Annotated in this window: 18 protein-coding genes; 9 read left to right on the plus strand and 9 right to left on the minus strand. The window is 40.4% G+C overall.

All coding sequences use genetic code 11. From position 1 onward, the window contains the following. Positions 1 to 35 precede the first annotated feature (35 nt). Positions 36 to 476 carry a type I restriction enzyme HsdR N-terminal domain-containing protein gene (locus tag CAPGI0001_RS06560; protein ID WP_040359856.1) on the minus strand — a complete coding sequence of 147 codons (441 nt, stop codon included), beginning with the start codon at positions 474 to 476 and terminating at the stop codon, positions 36 to 38. 32 nt (positions 477 to 508) lie between these two features. Here CAPGI0001_RS06560 and holA point away from each other — a divergent pair, with 32 nt between their 5' ends. Beyond that, positions 509 to 1,510 (plus strand): DNA polymerase III subunit delta, encoded by a 1,002-nt coding sequence (gene holA / locus CAPGI0001_RS06565; protein WP_002668491.1) that lies wholly within the window; start codon positions 509 to 511, stop codon positions 1,508 to 1,510. 49 nt (positions 1,511 to 1,559) lie between these two features. On the opposite strand, the gene CAPGI0001_RS06570 is transcribed toward holA, so the two are convergent. The 3 genes from CAPGI0001_RS06570 to CAPGI0001_RS06580 all read right to left on the minus strand — a co-directional run bounded on the left by CAPGI0001_RS06570 (position 1,560) and on the right by CAPGI0001_RS06580 (position 5,580). Then, positions 1,560 to 2,864: a hydroxymethylglutaryl-CoA reductase, degradative gene (locus CAPGI0001_RS06570; protein WP_002668592.1), complete on the minus strand. Its 1,305-nt coding sequence runs from the start codon at positions 2,862 to 2,864 to the stop codon at positions 1,560 to 1,562. 21 nt (positions 2,865 to 2,885) lie between these two features. Beyond that, a complete protein-coding gene (locus CAPGI0001_RS06575; protein ID WP_002668146.1) occupies positions 2,886 to 4,160 on the minus strand; it encodes a M64 family metallopeptidase in 1,275 nt (424 codons plus the stop codon). A 163-nt stretch (positions 4,161 to 4,323) separates the two neighbouring features. After that, positions 4,324 to 5,580 carry a sigma-54 interaction domain-containing protein gene (locus tag CAPGI0001_RS06580; RefSeq protein WP_002668238.1) on the minus strand — a complete coding sequence of 419 codons (1,257 nt, stop codon included), beginning with the start codon at positions 5,578 to 5,580 and terminating at the stop codon, positions 4,324 to 4,326. Positions 5,581 to 5,711: 131 nt separating this feature from the next. Here CAPGI0001_RS06580 and CAPGI0001_RS06585 point away from each other — a divergent pair, with 131 nt between their 5' ends. After that, positions 5,712 to 6,572 carry a YicC/YloC family endoribonuclease gene (locus CAPGI0001_RS06585; RefSeq protein WP_081451925.1) on the plus strand — a complete coding sequence of 287 codons (861 nt, stop codon included), beginning with the start codon at positions 5,712 to 5,714 and terminating at the stop codon, positions 6,570 to 6,572. Between the two features lie 118 nt (positions 6,573 to 6,690). On the opposite strand, the gene prfA is transcribed toward CAPGI0001_RS06585, so the two are convergent. The 3 genes from prfA to CAPGI0001_RS06600 form a co-directional block, all read right to left on the minus strand. Continuing rightward, a complete protein-coding gene (gene prfA / locus CAPGI0001_RS06590; RefSeq protein ID WP_002667965.1) occupies positions 6,691 to 7,764 on the minus strand; it encodes a peptide chain release factor 1 in 1,074 nt (357 codons plus the stop codon). Between the two features lie 370 nt (positions 7,765 to 8,134). Next, positions 8,135 to 9,838 (minus strand): PspC domain-containing protein, encoded by a 1,704-nt coding sequence (locus CAPGI0001_RS06595; RefSeq protein ID WP_002668514.1) that lies wholly within the window; start codon positions 9,836 to 9,838, stop codon positions 8,135 to 8,137. Positions 9,839 to 9,840: 2 nt separating this feature from the next. Next, complete coding sequence (locus CAPGI0001_RS06600; RefSeq protein ID WP_002668548.1) at positions 9,841 to 10,173, minus strand: PadR family transcriptional regulator; 333 nt, start codon at positions 10,171 to 10,173, stop codon at positions 9,841 to 9,843. Positions 10,174 to 10,531: 358 nt separating this feature from the next. On the opposite strand from CAPGI0001_RS06600, the gene CAPGI0001_RS06605 reads away from it, so the two are divergent. From CAPGI0001_RS06605 to CAPGI0001_RS06615, 3 genes are all read left to right on the plus strand, one after another. Beyond that, positions 10,532 to 11,560 (plus strand): acyl-CoA reductase, encoded by a 1,029-nt coding sequence (locus CAPGI0001_RS06605; RefSeq protein ID WP_040359861.1) that lies wholly within the window; start codon positions 10,532 to 10,534, stop codon positions 11,558 to 11,560. Positions 11,561 to 11,684: 124 nt separating this feature from the next. Then, positions 11,685 to 12,749, plus strand: coding sequence for a 3-phosphoserine/phosphohydroxythreonine transaminase (serC, locus tag CAPGI0001_RS06610; protein WP_002668010.1), 1,065 nt, complete (start codon positions 11,685 to 11,687; stop codon positions 12,747 to 12,749). A 9-nt stretch (positions 12,750 to 12,758) separates the two neighbouring features. Further along, positions 12,759 to 13,712 (plus strand): D-2-hydroxyacid dehydrogenase, encoded by a 954-nt coding sequence (locus tag CAPGI0001_RS06615; RefSeq protein WP_002668426.1) that lies wholly within the window; start codon positions 12,759 to 12,761, stop codon positions 13,710 to 13,712. Positions 13,713 to 13,889: 177 nt separating this feature from the next. Here CAPGI0001_RS06615 and CAPGI0001_RS06620 read toward each other — a convergent pair whose 3' ends face one another. Next, complete coding sequence (locus CAPGI0001_RS06620) at positions 13,890 to 15,056, minus strand: glycosyltransferase family 4 protein (RefSeq protein WP_002668500.1); 1,167 nt, start codon at positions 15,054 to 15,056, stop codon at positions 13,890 to 13,892. A 201-nt stretch (positions 15,057 to 15,257) separates the two neighbouring features. On the opposite strand from CAPGI0001_RS06620, the gene lpdA reads away from it, so the two are divergent. The 4 genes from lpdA to CAPGI0001_RS06640 all read left to right on the plus strand — a co-directional run bounded on the left by lpdA (position 15,258) and on the right by CAPGI0001_RS06640 (position 18,909). Continuing rightward, the gene (gene lpdA, locus CAPGI0001_RS06625; RefSeq protein WP_002667948.1) at positions 15,258 to 16,655 is read left to right on the plus strand and encodes a dihydrolipoyl dehydrogenase; all 1,398 of its coding nucleotides are present in this window, start codon (positions 15,258 to 15,260) and stop codon (positions 16,653 to 16,655) included. 140 nt (positions 16,656 to 16,795) lie between these two features. Then, complete coding sequence (gene folD / locus CAPGI0001_RS06630) at positions 16,796 to 17,674, plus strand: bifunctional methylenetetrahydrofolate dehydrogenase/methenyltetrahydrofolate cyclohydrolase FolD (protein WP_002668134.1); 879 nt, start codon at positions 16,796 to 16,798, stop codon at positions 17,672 to 17,674. Between the two features lie 3 nt (positions 17,675 to 17,677). Next, positions 17,678 to 18,130 (plus strand): 6-pyruvoyl trahydropterin synthase family protein, encoded by a 453-nt coding sequence (locus tag CAPGI0001_RS06635; RefSeq protein ID WP_002668329.1) that lies wholly within the window; start codon positions 17,678 to 17,680, stop codon positions 18,128 to 18,130. Positions 18,131 to 18,147: 17 nt separating this feature from the next. Beyond that, positions 18,148 to 18,909, plus strand: a complete 762-nt coding sequence (locus tag CAPGI0001_RS06640; protein WP_002668292.1) for a type III pantothenate kinase — start codon at positions 18,148 to 18,150, stop codon at positions 18,907 to 18,909. A gap of 77 nt (positions 18,910 to 18,986) precedes the next feature. On the opposite strand, the gene uvrC is transcribed toward CAPGI0001_RS06640, so the two are convergent. Beyond that, positions 18,987 to 20,774 (minus strand): excinuclease ABC subunit UvrC, encoded by a 1,788-nt coding sequence (gene uvrC / locus CAPGI0001_RS06645; protein ID WP_002668470.1) that lies wholly within the window; start codon positions 20,772 to 20,774, stop codon positions 18,987 to 18,989. Positions 20,775 to 20,856 lie beyond the last annotated feature (82 nt).

Below are 20,856 nucleotides of genomic sequence, written 5' to 3' on the forward strand. Positions count from 1 at the left end.
TTTCTAATAATAATGATTAATTTTTTATTTATTAATTAAAATTCTGGCAGTTCCCTGAGGAAGACATAGGCTTGCTTGAGGAGATCTACTTGGTAGAAAATATGTTGCAAGCCATTAGTAATCATTAAGTTTTCTGCCTGAAGTTGCATATTATATCTTGCTATTTGGTCAAACACCTCTTGGGTGATAGCCACCTGTGGCGCCTTACACTCTACTACAAGAAAAATACTCCCATCGGAGCGATAGATAACTATATCATACCGCTTGGTTAAGTGATTGATATAGATACGCTTCTCTACGCTCATAAGGGACTGAGGATAGTGCTTCTCCTTGAGTAGAAAGTGTATAGTATGTTGTCTGACCCATTCCTCAGGTGTGAGTACCACAAATTTTTTTCGAATAATATCGAAAATATATCGTTTATTTTCACTACTTTTGAACCGAAATTCGCATAGCGGGAAATTCAATGTTTGCATAGGGCAAATATACAAAAATAGTACAAACTCATATGAACGAAGCAGAAAAAATTTTAGCTGATCTTCAGGCTCAAAAATATAGCCCCATCTATTACTTGGCAGGAGAAGAACCTTTTTTTATTGACCTAATCAGCAACTATATAGAACAAGAGGTGCTACGAGAGGATGAAAAAGCTTTCAACCAACAGATTGTCTATGGAAAAGATATTTCTGTAGATACCATTATCCATTATGCTCGTGAGTACCCTATGATGGCTGCCAGAAGGGTGATCATCGTCAAGGAAGCTCAGGATCTGAGTCGCACTATCTCCCAGCTACTCCCTTATGTAGAAAATCCTTCACAGACAACTATTCTTGTCCTCTGCTACAAATATGGTAAGATAGATGGGAAGACCAAGCTGGCTAAGGAACTGAAAAAATATGTATGCCTTGAGAGCAAAAAACTCTATGAGAGTGAGACCCTCAAGTGGGTAGATAGCTATCTCAAAGGCTTTGGCTATTCCATAGAGCCAGTAGCCGCTCAGCTATTAATCAATTTCTTAGGGACTGACCTTAGTCGTATCGCTAATGAACTGAACAAACTCAAAATAATCCTACCTAAAGGAACAAAAATCACCCCCTTACATATAGAACAAAATATAGGTATCAGCAAAGATTTCAATGTATTTGAACTACAGAATGCCTTAGGCAAAAAGGATTTTGCCAAGGCTATGCAGATTATCAAGTACTTCAATGAGAATCAAAAAGATAATCCTATTGCTATGATCACGGAAAACTTATATAGGTATTTCAAGAATCTATTTATTTTTGCCACTAATACCAGTAAGGGAGAGAACGAACTCGCCCGAATGATGGGAGTCAATCCTTATTTTCTCAAGGATTATCGCCAAGCCGCTGCCAATTATCCCCTAAAGAAAATTAGCTTCTGTATGGAGACTGTCAAGAATGCTGATCTCAAAAGCAAGGGGGTAGAAAGTGGCTCTATCTCCTATTATGATATACTCAAGGAAATGATCATAATGACAATTAGTTAGGCAAGAATGCAAATAAAGAGTTGAAACACCAATGAGTATTCACTGAGTTCTACTGATGAGGCACTACTCCTGCTACCTTATTGAAGGCTTGTACTACCTCACTATGGGAGACTGTTTTGTCCTTGAAGTAAGCGATGATCTCCTGTTTCTGTGCTGGGGTAGCCCCTAATTGGTTCAGGATATTGGCCAAGTGCATCTTCATATGCCCTTTCTGGATGCCATAGGTTACCAAGGAACTCACTGCAGCAAAGTTCTGAGCCAAACCTACACAAGCGATCACCTTCATCAGGGTTTCTGCAGAAGGATTTTCCAGAATCTGTAGGGCTGTTTTCACCATAGGATGAAGCTTGGTTAGCCCTCCTACTGTTCCTATAGCCAAAGGAATCTCTATGCTAAAATGGAAGATATCTTCTTTTATATAGGCTTGTGTCAGGCTCTTATAGCGTCCTTCCTTAGCTGCATAGGCATGTACAGCTGCCTCTACAGCACGAAAGTCATTCCCTGTGGCAATCACCACCGCATCGATTCCGTTCATCACCCCTTTGTTATGCGTCACCGCTCTGTATACATCCGCATTGGCCACCGCTATTGCACGAGTGAAATCGGTAGCAAAGACCTTGCCTTCTATATCATTGAAGGACATCCTACTCACTGGAGCTGAGACCTCTGCCCTGACTAAGCACTGGGGGGTATAGTTCGAGAGAATGCTCATGAGCACCTCCAAAGCCCCGTGAGAAAGATGAGTAATAGCCTCTTGTTCAATAGTCTGAGACATTTTCTCCAAGCAGGAATTGATAAAGTTAGCTCCCATCGCATCGCCTGTGAGGAAGGTGACAAAGACTTGATAATAATGCTCCAAAGAATCTGTCATATCCTTGAGGATAATGGAAGATATTCCCCCTCCCCTCTTACGCATATTCTCAGTAATTCCTTGTGTTTGTTCATACAACAAAGGCTCTATAGTACTAAAGAACTGGAATAGCTCATGCTTGTCTCCTTCGAAGAACAAATGGATATGCCCAACCTTCTCCATACTTCGTACCTGACAGAGGAATCCTCCCTGTTCTGACCAGAATTTGGCAGCTTTGCTCACAGCTGCCACTACAGAACTCTCCTCTAGTACCATAGGTACTGTATAGTAATGTCCATCAATGAGAAAATTAGGGGCTACTGCAAAAGGCAACATATAATTCCCTATTGTATTCTCTATGAAGTCATCATGTAGCTTCTGTAGATTCTCGTCTCTAAGGTCATAGGAAGTAAAGACCTCTGACTGGGACGGATCGCTAAGATATTGTTGGCATATCCATTGCCGTTTTTCTTCTTTAGTGAGTTTAGAAAAACCTTTAATCATACTTTTCCTGCGTTTTCTTAATTATTCTGTATAGAACTGTATCATTCTCTCTATAGCACGGCTACATACAGGGCAGAACTCATTGCTTTGTATGGACTTCATTCTACAATCCTCCATAGGGCTGTACATTCCCTTGAATAGATATCCCCCTCCCTCGAAAGCACCTACCTTATTCTTGTATTGCTCGGTACGTGGTGTAGGAATAGGTGTTTGTTTTTCTACCAAATCCTTCCATTTGCTTTGGAAATTAACCAAAGTAGTGATATTCGCTTCCCAAGGTTCTACCTTGAGGTTGTAGCGGTCAGCCATACCTTCTTCACCTTCATAATAATACTCATCGGCCAAGCCCACAAAGCCATGTCCAAACTCATGTACAAAGGTCTTTTCTGCGTATTTGTTGTCTGATACATTCAGATTGATTACATTATAGAAAGCTCCTCCTCCATATTCTTTGGTATTAACCACTACAAAGAGTTGGTCATAAGGCACTGCAGCAGCTACATCGGCAGCCTTGAACAAGGATGGGCAAGTGAGGTATCTGTCCATACCGAACGAATAGAAATGAGAATCAAGTAACGTATTCTTATAAGTAGTAGGACTCCCCTCCATATCTGTTCCGCTCTCCTGAGAAGGTGCTAAGATAGCTTGAATATTGAAGTCCTTTTTGTGTTTGTTATAAGGAGGAGTTGCAAAAAGGTAGTCAAAGAGCCTCTTGACATCGGCGACAAACTTGTCCATTTGCTCTTGAGTATACCCTTCAGGGATCACAGCTATATCCACCTTCTTCTGTGGGGAACCATTCTGCAAAATAGGTTTGATAGGATATTTCACTGGAACTTCCTTGACTATTCTATAGTCTGTGGGATCAACCTTAGTGGTAAAAATCTTTTGGAAATTTCCTTCCTTAGTCCTTCTCTCAAAGGTTACCTCTACTGGTCCCTTAGGAAAAGGTGTTTGGCAAGGTATTTCAAAAAACTCAGTCTTAGTAGCATCGGTCTCCATGCCCTGCCACTCTTCCATGAGGGTAACCATTCCCTTGGAAAAGAGCACTTTTCCAGAGCCTATTTCCAATACTTGTACTCTGTACTCCCCTTGGTTGGGATGTATCAGGTGGGTATGAGAACCACCAAAAAGGGGTTCTTTCTTCATTCCTTTAAGAGAAGCATAGGTTGTACTCTTGGTACCATAGAGGTAAAAGTCCAATCGCAATGCCTCCTTAGTGAAGTAAGCATCATAGCTTTGAGCCTGTACCAACACTGTCAGTAGTAAGGCTACAAGGATTATCATTTTTTTCATTTTGTAATAGAATTAATTGTTTAGCAAAAATACCTTTTTTTTTGAAATAAACAAATTTTTCTACCTAATATTACATCCGATAATCCTTTTTATTATTTTATATTAGTCCACTTATTTTTTTATAGAATAAAATATGATATTTTTCTCATAATGAAGTAAAAAATCACTCCAAATCATACTGTTTTATTTTGCGATAAAGTGTTCTTTCAGAAATTCCAAGCTCCTTGGCAGCCTCTCGGCGCTTACCTTTATGTCTCTCTAAAGATTTTTGAATAAGCTCTAATTCCTTATCTTGCAATGAGATAGGTTCTTCTTCTTGGATTTCTTCAGCAAAATCATAGGTATTGTGCCCACGAGAAACAGTCGTTTTCTCTGGAGAGAGGAGCATCATAGCAGGTTCATTCTCCTCCGAAGAATAAGTAACTGGCTGAGAACCATATATTTTATGTATTAGATTTTGATTTTCCTCCTGTACTTTGGGGGTATTTCCTTCTTGAATGAGCTTAAAAGTCAGCTGTTTGAGATCATTCAAGTCATTGCGCATATCGAAGAGAACCTTGTAGAGAATTTCCCTCTCGGAGGTAAAGTCGGTTTCTCCCTTAGCTTGTACTACAGTAGCTGGCAGGTGGTTCCCCCCCTCTTGAGGTAAATATGAAAGCAAGGTCTCGGCTGAAATATCTCTTTTAGGTTCTACCACGGAGATTTGCTCCGCTATATTCCTTAGCTGGCGAATATTCCCCGGCCAACGATAACGCAAAAGCTCCCTTACAGCTCCCTCAGAGAGTTGTAGGGTAGGCATGCGGTATTTCTGAGCAAAATCAGAAGCAAATTTCCTAAATAACAGATGAATATCCTCCTTTCTATCCCTCAGTGGCGGCAGGTATATCTCTACCGTATTGAGCCTATAATATAAATCTTCCCTGAAGCGTCCCTTCTTGAGAGCCTCCTGCATTTTGACATTGGTAGCGGCAACAATACGTACATCGGTCTTGCGAGGGGTGGAGTCTCCCACTCGAATAAACTCACCATTTTCCAAGACCCTTAAGAGCCTAACCTGAGCTGAAAGAGGAAGTTCGCCTACTTCATCCAGAAAAATAGTTCCTCCATTCGCTTCTTCGAAATACCCCTTTTTATCCTCCTTACCAGCATGGGTAAAGCTCCCTGCCTTGAATCCAAAGAGCTCAGAATCAATAGTCCCCTCGGGAATAGCTCCACAGTTGATTGCGATATATTTGCCATGTTTACGGCTCGATAGGGTATGTATGATACGAGCAAAGGCTTCCTTCCCTACCCCACTCTCGCCAGTGATAAGTACCGAAACATCGGTGGGAGCTATACGAATGGCTTTTTCTATCGCCAAGTTCAGCTTAGGGTCATTGCCTATTATGCCAAAACGTTGTTTAACAGATTGAATGTCCATGTGATGGATTTCCTTTTAAATAAAAAACGTTGCAAATGTACAAAATAAATTTACAATACACAATTTTAAAGGATTTTTTACCTGCTTTAAAAATATATTTACTATCTTTGCCCTTAGAAAACACACCAACAATGATACAGTCTATGACCGGCTTTGGGAAGAGTACCCTTCAGCTGGAAAACAAAAAAATCACTCTTGAGATAAAGTCTCTAAATAGTAAGGCTATTGACCTGAATGTCCGTATCCCTCAGGCTTATAGAGAAAAGGAATTGTTGCTAAGGAAAGTGATTTCCGATCGCTTGGAGAGGGGTAAAATTGACTTTACCCTCACCGTGGAGAATACCTCTCAGTCAAGCGCTACCCTGATCAATACGGCTGTTGTACGAGGATATATGGAGCAGCTACAGACAATAACTCCTGAGGCCTCTTCTGTAGATCTCCTTGGAATAGCCATGCGTCTCCCCGAGGCTATATCAACTCTTCTGGAAGAGGTGAATGAAGAGGAATTTGCTCTGATAGAAAAACAACTACTTATAGCACTGGAACATTTGCAAGACTTCCGCTCTAAGGAAGGGGCTATCCTCAAGAAGGATTTCTCGCTTCGTATCTCCAATATACAAGATCTCTTACAGCAGGTGGAAGTGCTTGATGAAGAACGATTCCAATCCATACGTAGCCGTATGGAGCGCGCTATTGACGAAATAAGAGAGCGTGTGGATGAAAACCGCTTTGAACAAGAGCTAATTTTCTACCTTGAAAAATTGGATATTACCGAGGAAAAGGTACGCTTGGCCAACCATTTGAATTACTTTCTCGCTACCTTGGAAGAAACACAGTCCAACGGACGTAAACTTGGATTCATCGCGCAGGAGATGGGGCGTGAAATCAACACCTTAGGCTCCAAAGCCAACCATGCCGCGATGCAACAAATCGTCGTACTAATGAAAAATGAATTGGAGAAAATAAAGGAACAGGTGCTCAATATCCTTTGATAATGAATATTTAATAGCTTAATATTTAAGCGCTGGTGCGAATCGCACCAGCGCTTGAACGTTATATTGACTAACGGCTAATAACATGAGTAACAGAATAGTTATTAGGCATTGATCATTAAAAAATGTCCCCTTCTTTTAGTTTTTCGGTATTTTCAGCCAATTGAAGTTCATCGATAAGGCGCTGAATATCCCCATTCATGATATTACCCAAATCATAGAGAGTCAAGCCAATACGGTGATCTGTTACACGCCCTTGTGGGTAGTTATAGGTACGTATTTTAGCACTTCTATCTCCACTGGATACCATGCTCTTACGACGTGCAGAATCTGCTTCCATCTTCTTGGCCAGTTCCATCTCATAGAGGCGAGAACGTAGTACCTTCAGTGCCTTGTCTAGGTTCTTATGTTGGGACTTCTCATCCTGACAACGCACTTCTATCCCTGTGGGAATGTGCTGCAATTGGATAGCAGAATAGGTAGTATTGACAGATTGTCCTCCTGGGCCAGTGGAGGTGGTACGGATAATCTTGACATCCTCCATATTCAACTCTACATCGAACTCTTCAGCTTCGGGGAGTACCATGACCGTTGCCGCAGAAGTGTGTACACGCCCCTGAGTCTCGGTCTGTGGCACTCGTTGTACTCGATGTACTCCCGCTTCGAACTTGAGCGTACCATACACATCCTCCCCATTGACTTCTAGAATAATCTCCTTGAACCCACCAGAGGTACCCTCATTCATATCCATTACTGACACACTCCATCCCTTATCCTGACAGTATTTGCTATACATACGATATAGGTCACCAGCAAAGATAGAAGCCTCATCCCCTCCCGTTCCTGCACGAATTTCCATCACCGCATTCTTACTATCTTCAGGGTCTTTTGGAATAAGTAAGAACTTGATTTCCTCCTCCAGTTGTGGAAGCCTCTCCTTAGCTTCCTCCAGCTGCAAACGTGCCATTTCGGTCATCTCAGGATCTATATTTTCCTTGATAATCTCCTCTGCTTCGGTGATATTCCTCGTTACAGTGATATACTCCTGACGCTTGTCCATAAGCTGCTTGAGCTCCTTATATTCCTTGGTGAGCTGTACATATCGCTTCTGGTCAGCGATGATATTGGGTTGGATAATCAGGTCTGAAACCTCGTCAAATCGTTGCTTTACAATATCTAAGCGTGCTAACATACTTTTCTTATTTACAAAGTGCAAAAATAATACTTTTTTTTGAATTTTTGAGTTTTGAATTTTTGAGTTTTCGGAAGACTAAAACTTAACCCTTAAAATCCTTATAAAATTGAGACCTTTAAAAATAAGAGGACAGAAGATTAATTTGCTTTAGGTAAGAGTAATGACTATTATAATTTGATTTTATAGAGTGATTAAACCTAAAAATTGATAGAAAAAAATGAATATTTTTCTTCCTTTAATTATTGGCAGCTTAAGCTGATAAATGATAACAAACAATAATAAAAAAAGAGATACTTCTAAGTATCTCTTTTTCATCTAATCAAATATATCTATTCCCTTTAAAAAAACAGAAGAAATATTTTCCTTTTTATAATTTTATGATACTATCATTTTCTACTTGAAAAGTTCCATTAGGAAGACCCAGACCTCTCCTCTTAGAAATCATAGAATAACTTACCACCTTCTTCCCTTTAGGAACGAAGAGCCTTATATTCACCCTTTGAAATCGATAAGGTTTTCCTTTTTGCAGAAAATAACCATCAGGAATCCACAATTGGTTATCCTTAATCTCCAAAGGAAAATCTATATTTTGAGCATGTAGCTGGGCATCATCTGTATTTTTCCCTTGGGAAGAAGTGCTTATCAGTAGAAAAGGATGTGCCTCTTGGGTGGGGTATATACCTATAAAGTATACCTCTCCGCTTACCCCATTTCCTGCACTATCTATATTCATAGTGGAGAAGGAAGCTGTCTTTTTTTCATTAAGAAAAAGAGTATCTGTATCCGAATCTATCACTATTTTATTTTCTACGGTATTATTAGAGACAAATTTTCTACCTACACTGGAAGCAAAGGCAATTCCCCCTAATAGTGGCAAGACAAATAGTAAGACATTAGCCAAGAACCAAGCCTTTGGCGTGTTGTAATGTCCCTTGGAAAAAATCTTGTAGCAGAAAAGTACCAATACAGAAAAGAAAAGTACAAAGACCATTCCCCAAATCACATAGAAAAGAACTTGCTCTATAGGAGAAAAAACAAATGGAAGATAGTCCAAGAGAAATACTGAAGTAATTCCACCAGCAACTCCTACTCCAAATATACTAAGTAACCCTGTTACTAATATTAAAAAGAGGCAAACAAAGAAGATAGTGGCGATAAAATATCCTATTACTTTAAATAGTATACCGAAAAAGCTCCAAAAGAAAGATTTTTTATGAGGTTTCACCTCTTTTTCCCTTACAAGATCACGTTCTTCTTCTTTCTCTTCGTCTCCCTTTTCTTTCTTAAGCAAATACCATAGGACAAGGTAAAGTAGTATAGGGAAAAGCATGCCTACACTTCTGGTAGCCACCAAAAGCAAACAGAAAAGGAGGTATCCTATCCTTAGCGGTGTACTGCCTATACCATAATATACAGCCAATCCGCCCAAGACCCCTGCTATCTTTTTATCTGTCTGGCTCCTACACCATTGCTGCTTGAGGGGAGATTGTGTCTTGAAGGAAGAAATTGTATCCAAATTAGCTTCGACACCCTTCATCTCAAGCTTCTCCGTAGTAGTATTGGCCTTAGGTACCACTACCCAAAAGATAATATAGAGCAACACCCAAAAAGATGCTGACGGCAAAAAGAGTATACCATTGGCCACTAAGAGCAATAAGTAAATGATTCTCAAGAGAGTTACATCTATTTGGAAATAATGACTCACCCCAGAGAGCACCCCTGCTATTTTCTCATCCTCACCATCTCGATAGAGCCTTCTCCCTGAGAATGAGAATTTAGCCTTTTTTGAGGGGATGTCCTCCTGAGTCTCTGTATCTACATATTGTTCAGGTTGTCCCATCACTTGTATGAGATAAGCCACATCGGAGGAAGTCACTACCTCAGTATTTTGCATACGTACTCTGAGGAGCTCTGCCATGCGTTGTTCTACATCGGTGAGGATCTCGTCCGTATCGGGAGATTCCCCTAAGAATTGGCGTACCTTAGCCAAATAGGAAGAAAGTTCCTTAGCGGCATTGTTCTCTATCACGAAAGAGAAACCGCCTAAACTGATATTATGTGTTTGGTCCATGATCAAATAAGTTTGGTTATCATTGTTTGTAATTCATTCCAAGAGGCAAGGGCTTCTCGAAGAAAGTCATTTCCCTTGTCAGTAAGTGTATAATACTTTCTAGGGGGGCCTGCGGTGGATTCCCGCCAAGAATAGTTGAGCAAGGCAGCATTCTTAAGTCGTGTCATCAGAGGGTATAGCGTCCCCTCTACCACGATCATATCCGCCTGCTTGAGTGCTTCCATAATGTCTGATGCATAGGCTTCTTCTCTCTTGTGGATAATTGAAAGGATACACATCTCCAAAACACCCTTACGCATTTGGGTTTTGATTTTCTCTAAATTAATCGCTTCCATAAACATTTGTTTTGACGCTGCAAAGTTACAACATTTTTTGGTACTATGCAAAACAAAGTAGCATTTTTTTTAAAGTAATATGTTTCATTAGGTAATAGGTAATAATTCTCCTTAGGAAAGTAGGGATGAATTGCATCACATAAAAGAGTAAATTGCACTCATACCCCGCTGTACTATCTCGCGAACTTTGCCCCTACAGAAGTGACACAACACTCCTATTCATTCTTCTCTCTTCACTAAAAAACATTCTTGATTTTTGCAGGAAAAATTGTATCTTTGCAACGTTTTTCAGTGACCGATGCGCAGTTCCCCCTTCGGGGGGTAGAGGAATAATCATTGATCATTAATCATTAAAAAAATGTCCAAAATACAAGCCTTCACCGCTTTAGGTGCACGATTGAAAGAATATTTTTCTATAGGAGAAAAAGCTCCAATATACCCTCGCATGGAAGCTGCTCTTGAAAGAGCCTCCCTACACAATGCGTGGTTTGACCGAGATAATTGTCTCTTTGCACTTCAACATTGGGCAGAGTGTCTAACTCAAGAGCAGCTCCAAAGGTGGCTTTCAGCTTATTCCTTTGAAGGGAAAACCCCTAAGCGTGTTGCTCTAATCTTGGCTGGAAATATCCCTATGGTAGGCTTTCACGACCTACTTTGTGTAATTTTATCTGGCAATAAAGCCGTGGTTAAGCTCTCCTCTCATGATACAGTATTACTGCCCTTTATCGTCCAAGAGCTCACTGAGATAGCCCCTGAGATAGGAGAATTCATCTCCTTTACTCAGGAAAGACTCACCGATTTCGAAGCTGTCATTGCTACAGGGAGCAACAATACTGCCCGCTATTTCGAATATTATTTCGCAGGGAAGCCTCATATCATTCGCAGAAACCGCAATTCGGTAGCTATACTTACGGGCAAAGAGACCCCTAAGGAGCTATATCGCTTAGGCGAAGACATCTTTAGGTACTTCGGTTTGGGTTGTCGCAGTGTCTCCAAACTTTTTGTCCCAAGGGATTATGATTTTGCCCCTTTCTTTCAGGCTATCTACCCTTATCACACACTCTTAGATCACCAAAAGTATATCAACAACTATGATTATAACAAGGCAGTATATCTCATGAGCTTGTGTCCACTCTTGGAAAATGGTTTTCTCTTGCTCAAAGAAGACGAGAAATATGCCTCTCCTATCGCTACTCTTTTCTATGAGAGGTATGATGACCTTACTATCCTCAGCCAGCGACTTGAGAAGGAACGTGAACTTCTGCAATGTGTTGTTGGCTCTAAGGAAATTCCTGAAGCTATTCCTTTTGGACAAACCCAAGTACCATCGCTCACCGATTATGCCGATGGAGTGGATACCTTAGCTTTCTTAAATAGTATTAATTAATTTGCGCACCTTATTTTTTCGTCCTACTTTTGCAACGTTATTTTGAAATAATGTATTTATTAGCAGATATATTTGTACTTTATTTCAATTCAACTAATTATAATTAAGTAAAATGCAACAACTTATGAAAAAACATAATTTTAGTGCAGGACCTTCTATTCTTCCCGCTTCTGTTTTTGAGAAAGCCTCACAGTCTATATTGGAATTGGGTAATACAGGACTCTCAATCTTGGAGATATCCCATCGTAGCAAAGAGTTTATCGCGATCATGGAAGAAGCCAGAGCCTTGGCCTTGGAGCTCTCGGGTCTTACTGGTAAGGGATATCAAGCCTTATTTCTCCATGGTGGAGCGAGCCTACATTTCTATGCTTCAGCGCTGAACCTATTAGAGCGAAAAGGGGCATATATCGATACTGGTACTTGGTCACACAAAGCTCTTACCGAGGCTCAGTTTGTCGGAGCTACTTCAGTGGTAGCTTCTTCTCGTGAGAACGGATACCGAAATATCCCGACCGACTTCGCCCTACCTCAAGATGCTGATTACCTCCACATCACCACCAACAATACTATATATGGTACCGAATACTCCCACTATCCTGAAGTAGAAGTTCCCTTAGTAGCTGATATGAGCTCAGATATTTTCTCGAAGGAAATGCCTATGGATAAGTTTGCCCTAATCTATGCGGGCGCTCAGAAGAATATAGGAGCTGCAGGGGTTACCTTGGTTATCGTACGTGAAGATATTTTAGGAAAAGTAAGTCATAAGATTCCTACTCATCTGAACTATCAAGTACACATCAAAAACGAAAGTATGACCAATACACCTCCTACTTTCGCAGTATATACCTGCTTGCTTACCATGCAGTGGATCAAAGAGCAAGGAGGAATCAAGGTCATTGAGGAGAGAAACAAGGAAAAAGCACGTATCCTTTATGAAGAAGTAGACAGAAACCCTCTCTTCAAGGGCTATGCTGAGAGTAAAGACCGCTCAAGGATGAATGTAGTTTTCAACCTTGTGGATGAAACACTTACTGACCAATTCAATGCTCTTTGGACAGAAGCTGGCATCAGTGGTATCAAAGGTCATCGAAGTGTAGGAGGCTACCGTGCCTCTATCTACAATGCTATGCCTATAGAAAGCGTACAGCTACTGGTAGAAGTCATGAAACATTTTGAAAAAACTGTATAAATATTGCTTATGAAAATATTAGCTAATGATGGTATTAGCCCTGAGGCTATAAAAACCCTAAAAGAAGCTGGTTTTGAAGTAATTACAACAAAAGTTGCTCAGAATCAGTTAGCTGATTTCATCAACAAAGAAGGGATAGAAATCCTTTTAGTACGCTCAGCTACACAGGCCAAGAAGGATCTTATTGACGCTTGTCCTTCCCTGAAGCTCATCGGACGTGGGGGCGTAGGTATGGACAATATAGAGGTTAAATATGCTCAAGAGAAAGGAATCAAGGTTATCAATACCCCCAATGCTTCCTCGTATTCGGTAGCAGAACTGACTTTTGCTCACCTTTTCTCTGGCGTTCGTTTCCTCTATGATGCCAATCGTAACATGCCCTTAGAAGGAGACACTCACTTTGCCCAACTGAAGAAAAACTATGCCAAAGGTCAAGAACTCAAGGGAAAGACATTGGGTATCATAGGTTTGGGACGTATCGGAAAAGCTGTTGCAGCTATAGCTCTTTCCTTAGGAATGAAGGTAATTGCCCATGATCCTCACCACGAGGAGGCGACCATTACCCTTTCTTTCTTTGACGGGCGTACCTTGGATTTTACTCTACAGACTATAGGTAAGGAAGAACTACTCAAGCAATCCGATTTTATCACCCTACACCTACCTACACAACAGGAGGCTGTGATAGGAGAAAAAGAGTTCCAACTGATGAAGGATGGTGTAGGAATCATCAATGTAGCCAGAGGTGGTATAGTGGACGAGGAAGCACTCTTACATGCCTTGGAGCATGAGAAGGTTGCCTTTGCGGGCTTGGATGTCTTCCAAGGTGAACCAACCCCTTCCATTCGTATACTGATGCATCCGCGCATCTCCCTCACCCCTCATATAGGAGCAGCCACTACTGAGGCACAAGATCGTATAGGGAATGAGCTAGCACAGCAGATTATTCAGATATTTGGAAAATAATCCATATAATTAAGGAACTGTCCAAAAAGTCTTCTTTTTAGTGGGCAAATAAAATTTGCCTATTAAAAAAATAAAAACAACTGATTATCAAAGAAGTAATTTTTTTAAATATTCAAATTAAACAATTTATACTTTAAAATGCAGTGTTTTTCGACTTTTTGGACAGTTTCTTTCTTTTTACGACTTACATCTTTTCTTTTTCCTTCCTATAGGAGTATTGTCTAAAATCTTTTGTATTTTCTGCTTGTTGCGCCTTACAGCAAAGCTCCTATTATAGTAAAAAACAAGTAAGGTAGTTCCTATGACGAAAAGAATCAACAAGACAAACAAAGTAGTGGTGGAAAAATATAAATTAGCCACATAGAACAACCCAAAAACAATTAGATTAAAGAAAGCCAATAATAAACTGGCTTGTATATGACTAAGCTTCATATAGTCAATCATAATATGATGTATATGATTCCTATCCGCAAAAAAAGGACTTCTATGCTTGAGAATACGAATAAGAAAAACACGCATAGTATCCACAAAAGGAATAAATAGAATAATAAATATAAGGACAAACTTATTATAATACTTTACATTGGCTAAAAGGAGATCCTCTACCGATAAGTTCAAAAAGCGCAAAGTACAGACCCCTATAATAAGCCCTATCAGAAGAGAGCCTGTATCCCCCATGAAGATACCTTTGCTCTTATTATTAGATATATTGTAACGGAGGAAAGCCAACAAACAACCAATACAACTTAGAGAAAGTAATACAAAATAATAATCCTTTGTCTGATAAAAGATAAAGGAAAAAGCTGCAAATATCATGATTCCTAACATGGAAGCAGAACCATTGATCCCATCTATGAGATTGAAAGCATTAACTATGGAGATAATAATAAAAGCCCCTAAGGCATAGGAAAACCACAGGGGGAGTTCATAGATTCCTAAAAAACCATTGAAAGAATTGATAGCCAGCTCACTGCTATCCATCATAAAAATAAAAGCAAGCATCTGCCCTATAATCTTGGTAGAAGGAGCCACTCCCACCAAATCATCCTTTACACCTATATAAAATAATATCAAGAGTCCTACTGCCAAAGAAAGTCCTATCTTATATGCATCATGAGCTTGTAGTAAGTACAAACTACAGACAATGCTAGCAAAAAAAGCCACTCCCCCCATAGTTGGAGTTCGCTCCTTATGAGAACTTCTCTGGTTAGGATTGTCCATAAGATTCTTAGTCCTGACAATGGAGATAATACGTGGTATAATCAAATAGGAAACTACGAATGATTGCAATACAATCAATAATGATAATAATTCAAACGAAAGATTGCTATACAGATACTGCATAATTGCTTCATTTTTCACCCGCAAAAATAAGATTATTTTTTGAATTTTGAAAATGTTTTTACTGAAAAAACATTATATTTTTTAACATATTGATTTTTAGACACTTATTTTTCATCATGTTTTTTTTTGCAAAAAATTTTTCTTTATAAAAAATAAAATTCGTAATTTCGTGCCGTTTTTCAGAACATAAAATATTTTACAATGAATAAGTACGATGTTATAGTATTAGGTAGCGGTCCTGGAGGATATGTTACTGCTATCCGAGCCTCTCAGTTAGGCTTCAAAACAGCGATTATTGAAAAAGAAAACCTGGGTGGGGTGTGCCTCAACTGGGGATGTATCCCAACCAAAGCTCTCTTGAAATCAGCTCAGGTATTCGAATACCTCAAGCATGCTGATAGCTATGGTATCAAGGTAAAAGACAAAGGTTTTGATAAGGATTTCTCTGCTATCGTAAAGCGTAGCCGCGATGTAGCAGGAACTATGAGCAAAGGGGTTCAGTTCCTTATGAAAAAGAATAAAATTGAGGTGATCAATGGCTATGGTACTCTAAAGCCTGGTAAAAAAGTAGAAGTAAAAGCCGCTGATGGCAAGACTACTGAATACAGTGCTGACCATATCATCATCGCCACTGGAGCTCGCTCTCGTGAGTTACCAGCACTTCCTCAAGATGGTAAAAAAATCATTGGCTACCGCCAAGCTCTCACTCTCCCTGAACAACCTAAAAAGATGATTATTGTAGGTAGTGGTGCCATAGGTATCGAATTTGCTTACTTCTATCACTCTATGGGTACTGAAGTGACTGTGGTTGAGTTCATGCCTAATATTGTCCCTGTAGAGGATGAAGAAATCTCCAAACAACTTGAAAAGAGCTTCAAGAAAATGGGTATCAATGTGATGACTTCTTCTGAAGTAACTAAAGTAGATACCAAAGGAAAAGGAGTAAAAGCTTATGTAAAAACAGCTAAAGGTGAAGAAATTCTTGAAGCTGATATTCTTCTCTCTGCAGTAGGTATCAAAACAAATATAGAAAATATTGGTTTGGAAGCAGTAGGTATCAAAACTGAACGAGACAAAATTCAAGTCAATGAGTTCTACCAAACCAATGTACCTGGCTACTATGCTATCGGTGACGTAGTCCCTGGGCAGGCTTTGGCACATGTGGCTTCTGCTGAAGGTATCCTCTGTGTAGAAAAGATCAAAGGCTTACATGTAGAGCCTATCAATTATGGCAATATTCCTGGCTGTACTTACTGTACTCCTGAAATCGCCTCTGTAGGGCTTACTGAAAAACAAGCCAAAGAAAAAGGTTATGAAATCAAAGTAGGTAAATTCCCTTTCACTGCCTCTGGTAAAGCCAATGCAGCGGGAACTACCGAAGGATTCATCAAAGTAATCTTTGATGCCAAATATGGCGAATGGCTTGGCTGCCACATGATCGGTGCCGGTGTTACCGATATGATTGCCGAAGCTGTAGTGGCTCGCAAGCTCGAAACTACCGCTCACGAAATCCTCAAAGCAGTACACCCTCACCCTACCATGAGCGAAGGAGTAAAAGAGGCCGTAGCAGCTGCTTATGGAGAAGCTATTGATATTTAATTATTAAAAAAATAGTTTTTAATAGAACAATTACTTTTGATGTAGGGGCGAATGCCATTCGCTCCTACATTCTTTATAAAATGTCAGTCAACAGTGATTTCTTTTCACTTTTCACCCCCACTATTAACCCCTTAAAAGAGATGGAATTATTAGACGGAAAAAAAGCAGCAACTAAAGTACAAGAAGACATTGCCAAAGAAGTTGCTTATCTCAAAGAAAAAGGCCACAGAGCTCCTCACTTAGTGGCTATATTAGTCGGCCAAAATGGTGCTAGTATGACCTATGTAAACAACAAAGTCACCGCTTGTGAGCGCGTAGGTTTTGCCTCTTCTGTGGTAAACCTCCCTGAAAGTGTAACCCAAGAGGAATTAATTGGAGAAATCCAAAAACTCAACCAAGACACCACCATAGACGGCTTTATCGTACAACTGCCACTACCTAAGCATATCAAGGAACAAGAAGTGCTCTTGGCAATCAACCCCGACAAGGATGCAGATGGTTTTCATCCAACCAACTTTGGGCGCATGGCCTTGGGCTTGGAGGCCTTCATCCCTGCCACTCCCTATGGTATCTTGGAGCTTCTCTCCCAGTACCAGATTCCCACTGATGGGAAAAATGTCGTAGTTATCGGTCGCTCAGATATTGTAGGTCGTCCCATCAGTATCCTTCTCTCCCAAAAACCTTGGAATGCCACCGTTACCCTCACCCATAGCCGCACCCAGAATCTCGCTGCTCTTACTCAGAAAGCAGACATCATCATAGCTGCCTTAGGAAGCCCTAACTTCCTCAAAGCTGAAATGATCAAGGAAGGAGCAGTAATTATCGATGTGGGTATCACTCGAGTAGCAGATCCCTCCTCTAAGAAAGGTTTCCGTATTGTAGGAGATATAGATTTCGAAAATGTAAAAGAGAAAGCCAGCTACATCACCCCTGTGCCTGGAGGTGTAGGCCCTATGACTATCGCTATGCTGATGAAAAATACTCTCAACGCCTATAAAAGAACGCATAAAATACAATAGCTAATGACGAAAATACGCATTACTAAAAAATTTGAATTTGAAGCTGGTCATGCCCTCTATGGCTATGATGGCAAGTGTAAGAATATTCACGGACATAGCTATAAACTCTGGGTAACGGTCGTCGGCAGTCCTATAGAGGATAGTTCTCATGTCAAAAATGGAATGGTTATTGACTTCGGTGATATCAAGGAGATTGTCAATGAGCATATTATCAAAGAGGCGGATCACACTATCTTCTTCAATGGGAATAGTCCTCACCGCGCCTTGGCCGAAAAACTTCAAGGAGAAGGACACCGCATCGTGCTACTTCCCTACCAGCCTACCAGCGAGATGTTGATTGCCGATTTTGCCCAACGCCTACAGCAACATTTGCCTGAGAATATCTCCCTCTACAGCCTCCGCTTACAGGAAACTGAAAGCTCTTTTGCTGAATGGTTCGCTTCTGATAATCAATAATATAATTCATTGTTTACATGTTATTAGCTGTTAATATTGGCAATTCTAACATTCGCTTTGCCGTCGTAGAAGGACAACAAGTGCATCTGTCTTGGACAATTGCGACCAAGCCGTATCGTACGGCTGGAGAATTCTATATGAGTTTTCAGTCCTATAAGGAACAGTACAAAAATGCTTTTGGAAAAATTACAAAGATAGTAGTGGGTTCTGTAGTACCTCAGCAAACGCAAATTATCGCTAAGATGCTACAAAAGACTTTTTCCTTAAAGCCTTTTATTGTGAATCGCGATACACCCAGTGAGGTCACACATCACTCTAACCAAATGGGTACTGACTTATATGCCAATGCTGTAGCCGCACACTATCTCTACCCTGAGCAGAAGAAAATTATCATTGACTTTGGCACAGCACTCACTCTTACAGGAGTTGCTGAAACGGGACAGATGTTGGGGGTAATCATTGCTCCTGGGGTGGTTACTTCCTTACAATCCTTAGTTAACAGCACGGCACAACTGCCTTATATAGAGCTGAATGAACCCAAATCTGTTTTAGGTATGGATACGGAGACTTGTATGCAGAGTGGTATGATCTATGGCTATACAGCTATGGTTGAGGGACTTATAGAACGTATCAAGCAAACCTACCAAAGTGATTTCTTAGTCATCTCCACCGGTGGCGTGGGGCATGTATTCAGTAAACTAACAGAAAAAATACAAATAGATGATAAATATCATACAATCAAGGGATTAGCCTTATTATATGATTTGCATAGGAAATAATTCTTAGCCTCTCGCCCCTCTCTAAAGGAGAGGGGCGAATTAGGCGAATTACAATTCAAGGACATTACAATTTGCCCCTATGGGTGGAAATACTCCCATACTTTCTGGGCTCTGGAGTGTCCTATACAAGCGATAATTTCTTCTTTGGAGGCTTCTTTGAGGCGCTTTACAGATTTGAATTGCTTGAGTAGAGCTTCTTGTGTCTGCTTACCTACTCCACTGATTTGCTCTAATTCAGAATGAATAGCACTGGCACTGCGCTTCTGTCGGTGGAAAGTGATCCCAAAGCGGTGTGCCTCATTGCGCAGGTGCTGAATGACCTTGAGCGTTTCTGATTTCTTATCCAAATATAGGGGAACAGAATCCCCTGGATAGAAAATTTCTTCCAAGCGCTTAGCGATTCCTACTATAGCTATTTTACCTCTCAACCCCAAAAGTTCTAACGATTTTAGAGCTGCTCCTAACTGCCCTTTTCCTCCATCGATAATAATCAACTGTGGCAGAGGTTCATCCTCATCCAATAGCCTACGGTAACGACGATAAACCACCTCCTCCATCGAAGCAAAGTCATTAGGCCCCTCTACTGTTTTGATATTGAAATGGCGATAGTCCTTCTTACTAGGCTTGGCATTCTTGAAGACTACACAAGCAGCTACAGGATTGGTACCCTGTATATTGGAGTTATCAAAACACTCTATATGAGCAGGAGGTTCAGAGAGCCTAAGGTCTCGCTGCATCTGAGTTAGTAGGCGATTGGTATGTCGCTCAGGATCGGTAATTTTTACTTGTTTGAACTTCTCCTGACGATAGGCTTGTGCATTGCGCTCAGAGAGTTGCAAGAGTTGAAACTTCTCCCCTGCCTTGGGAATCGTAAGCGTTTCGGCAAACTCCATTGTGAGAGGAAAGGGTACAATCAGCTCCTTAGAAGCCGAATGAAAACGCTCCCGAAGCTCTACAATCGCCAATTCTAACAATTCTTGCTCTGTTTCCTCTAATTTTTTCTTTACTTCCAAGGTGTGTCCTCTGACAATAGCCCCATGTGCTACCTGCAAGAAGTTGATATAGGCATATTCTCCATCAGAAACGATAGAGAACACATCTACATTGTGGATCTTAGTGCTCACTATAGTCGATTTGTGTTGGTAGTTCTCCAAACTCTCCAGCTTGAGCTTAATCTGATGAGCTTCTTCAAAGCGCAGTGCCGCAGCATGCTCCTGCATTTCTTCTTTAAAATAAGCAATCACTTCCTTGAGATTCCCCTTGAGTATTTCTTTGATTTGCTGTATATTGTGATTATATTCCTCTTCACTCTGCAAGCCCTCGCAGGGTCCTTGACAGTTCTTGATATGATACTCCAAGCAAACCTTGAATTTGCCCTTATCAATATTCTCCTGTGATAGGTCTAACCTACAATTGCGCAGAGGGTAAAGGTCTTTGATAAGGTCTATGAGGGTACGTACTATCTTCAGGTTCGTATAAGGGCCAAAGTAAGTACTGCCATCCTTAAGCATCTTACGCGTAAAGAATACCCGAGGAAAACGCTCATTGGAAATACAAATCCACGGATAGCTCTTCCCATCCTTCAGAAGAATATTATAGCGAGGTTGATACTTCTTAATCAGGTTGTTTTCCAGTAGTAGAGCATCATTTTCAGTAGCTACCACTATATGTTCTATACGGACAATTTTGCTTACCAATACTCGTGTCTTAGGCGAGTCATGTTCTTTGTTAAAATAAGAAGAAACACGTTTTTTAAGATTTTTTGCCTTCCCTACATAGATAATAGTATCTGTGCTATCATAGAATTGATAGACACCAGGATTATCGGGAAGTGTTTGTACTTGAAGAGCTAATTCGGACATCATTTAAGGATTAGGGGGATGGATTAGAGAAGTTAGATATAATAGACAACGATTACTTCTTCTTTTCCTTCTTGGATAATTGTGG

The organism is Capnocytophaga gingivalis ATCC 33624, assembly GCF_000174755.1.
GTDB classification, from domain to species: Bacteria; Bacteroidota; Bacteroidia; order Flavobacteriales; family Flavobacteriaceae; genus Capnocytophaga; species Capnocytophaga gingivalis.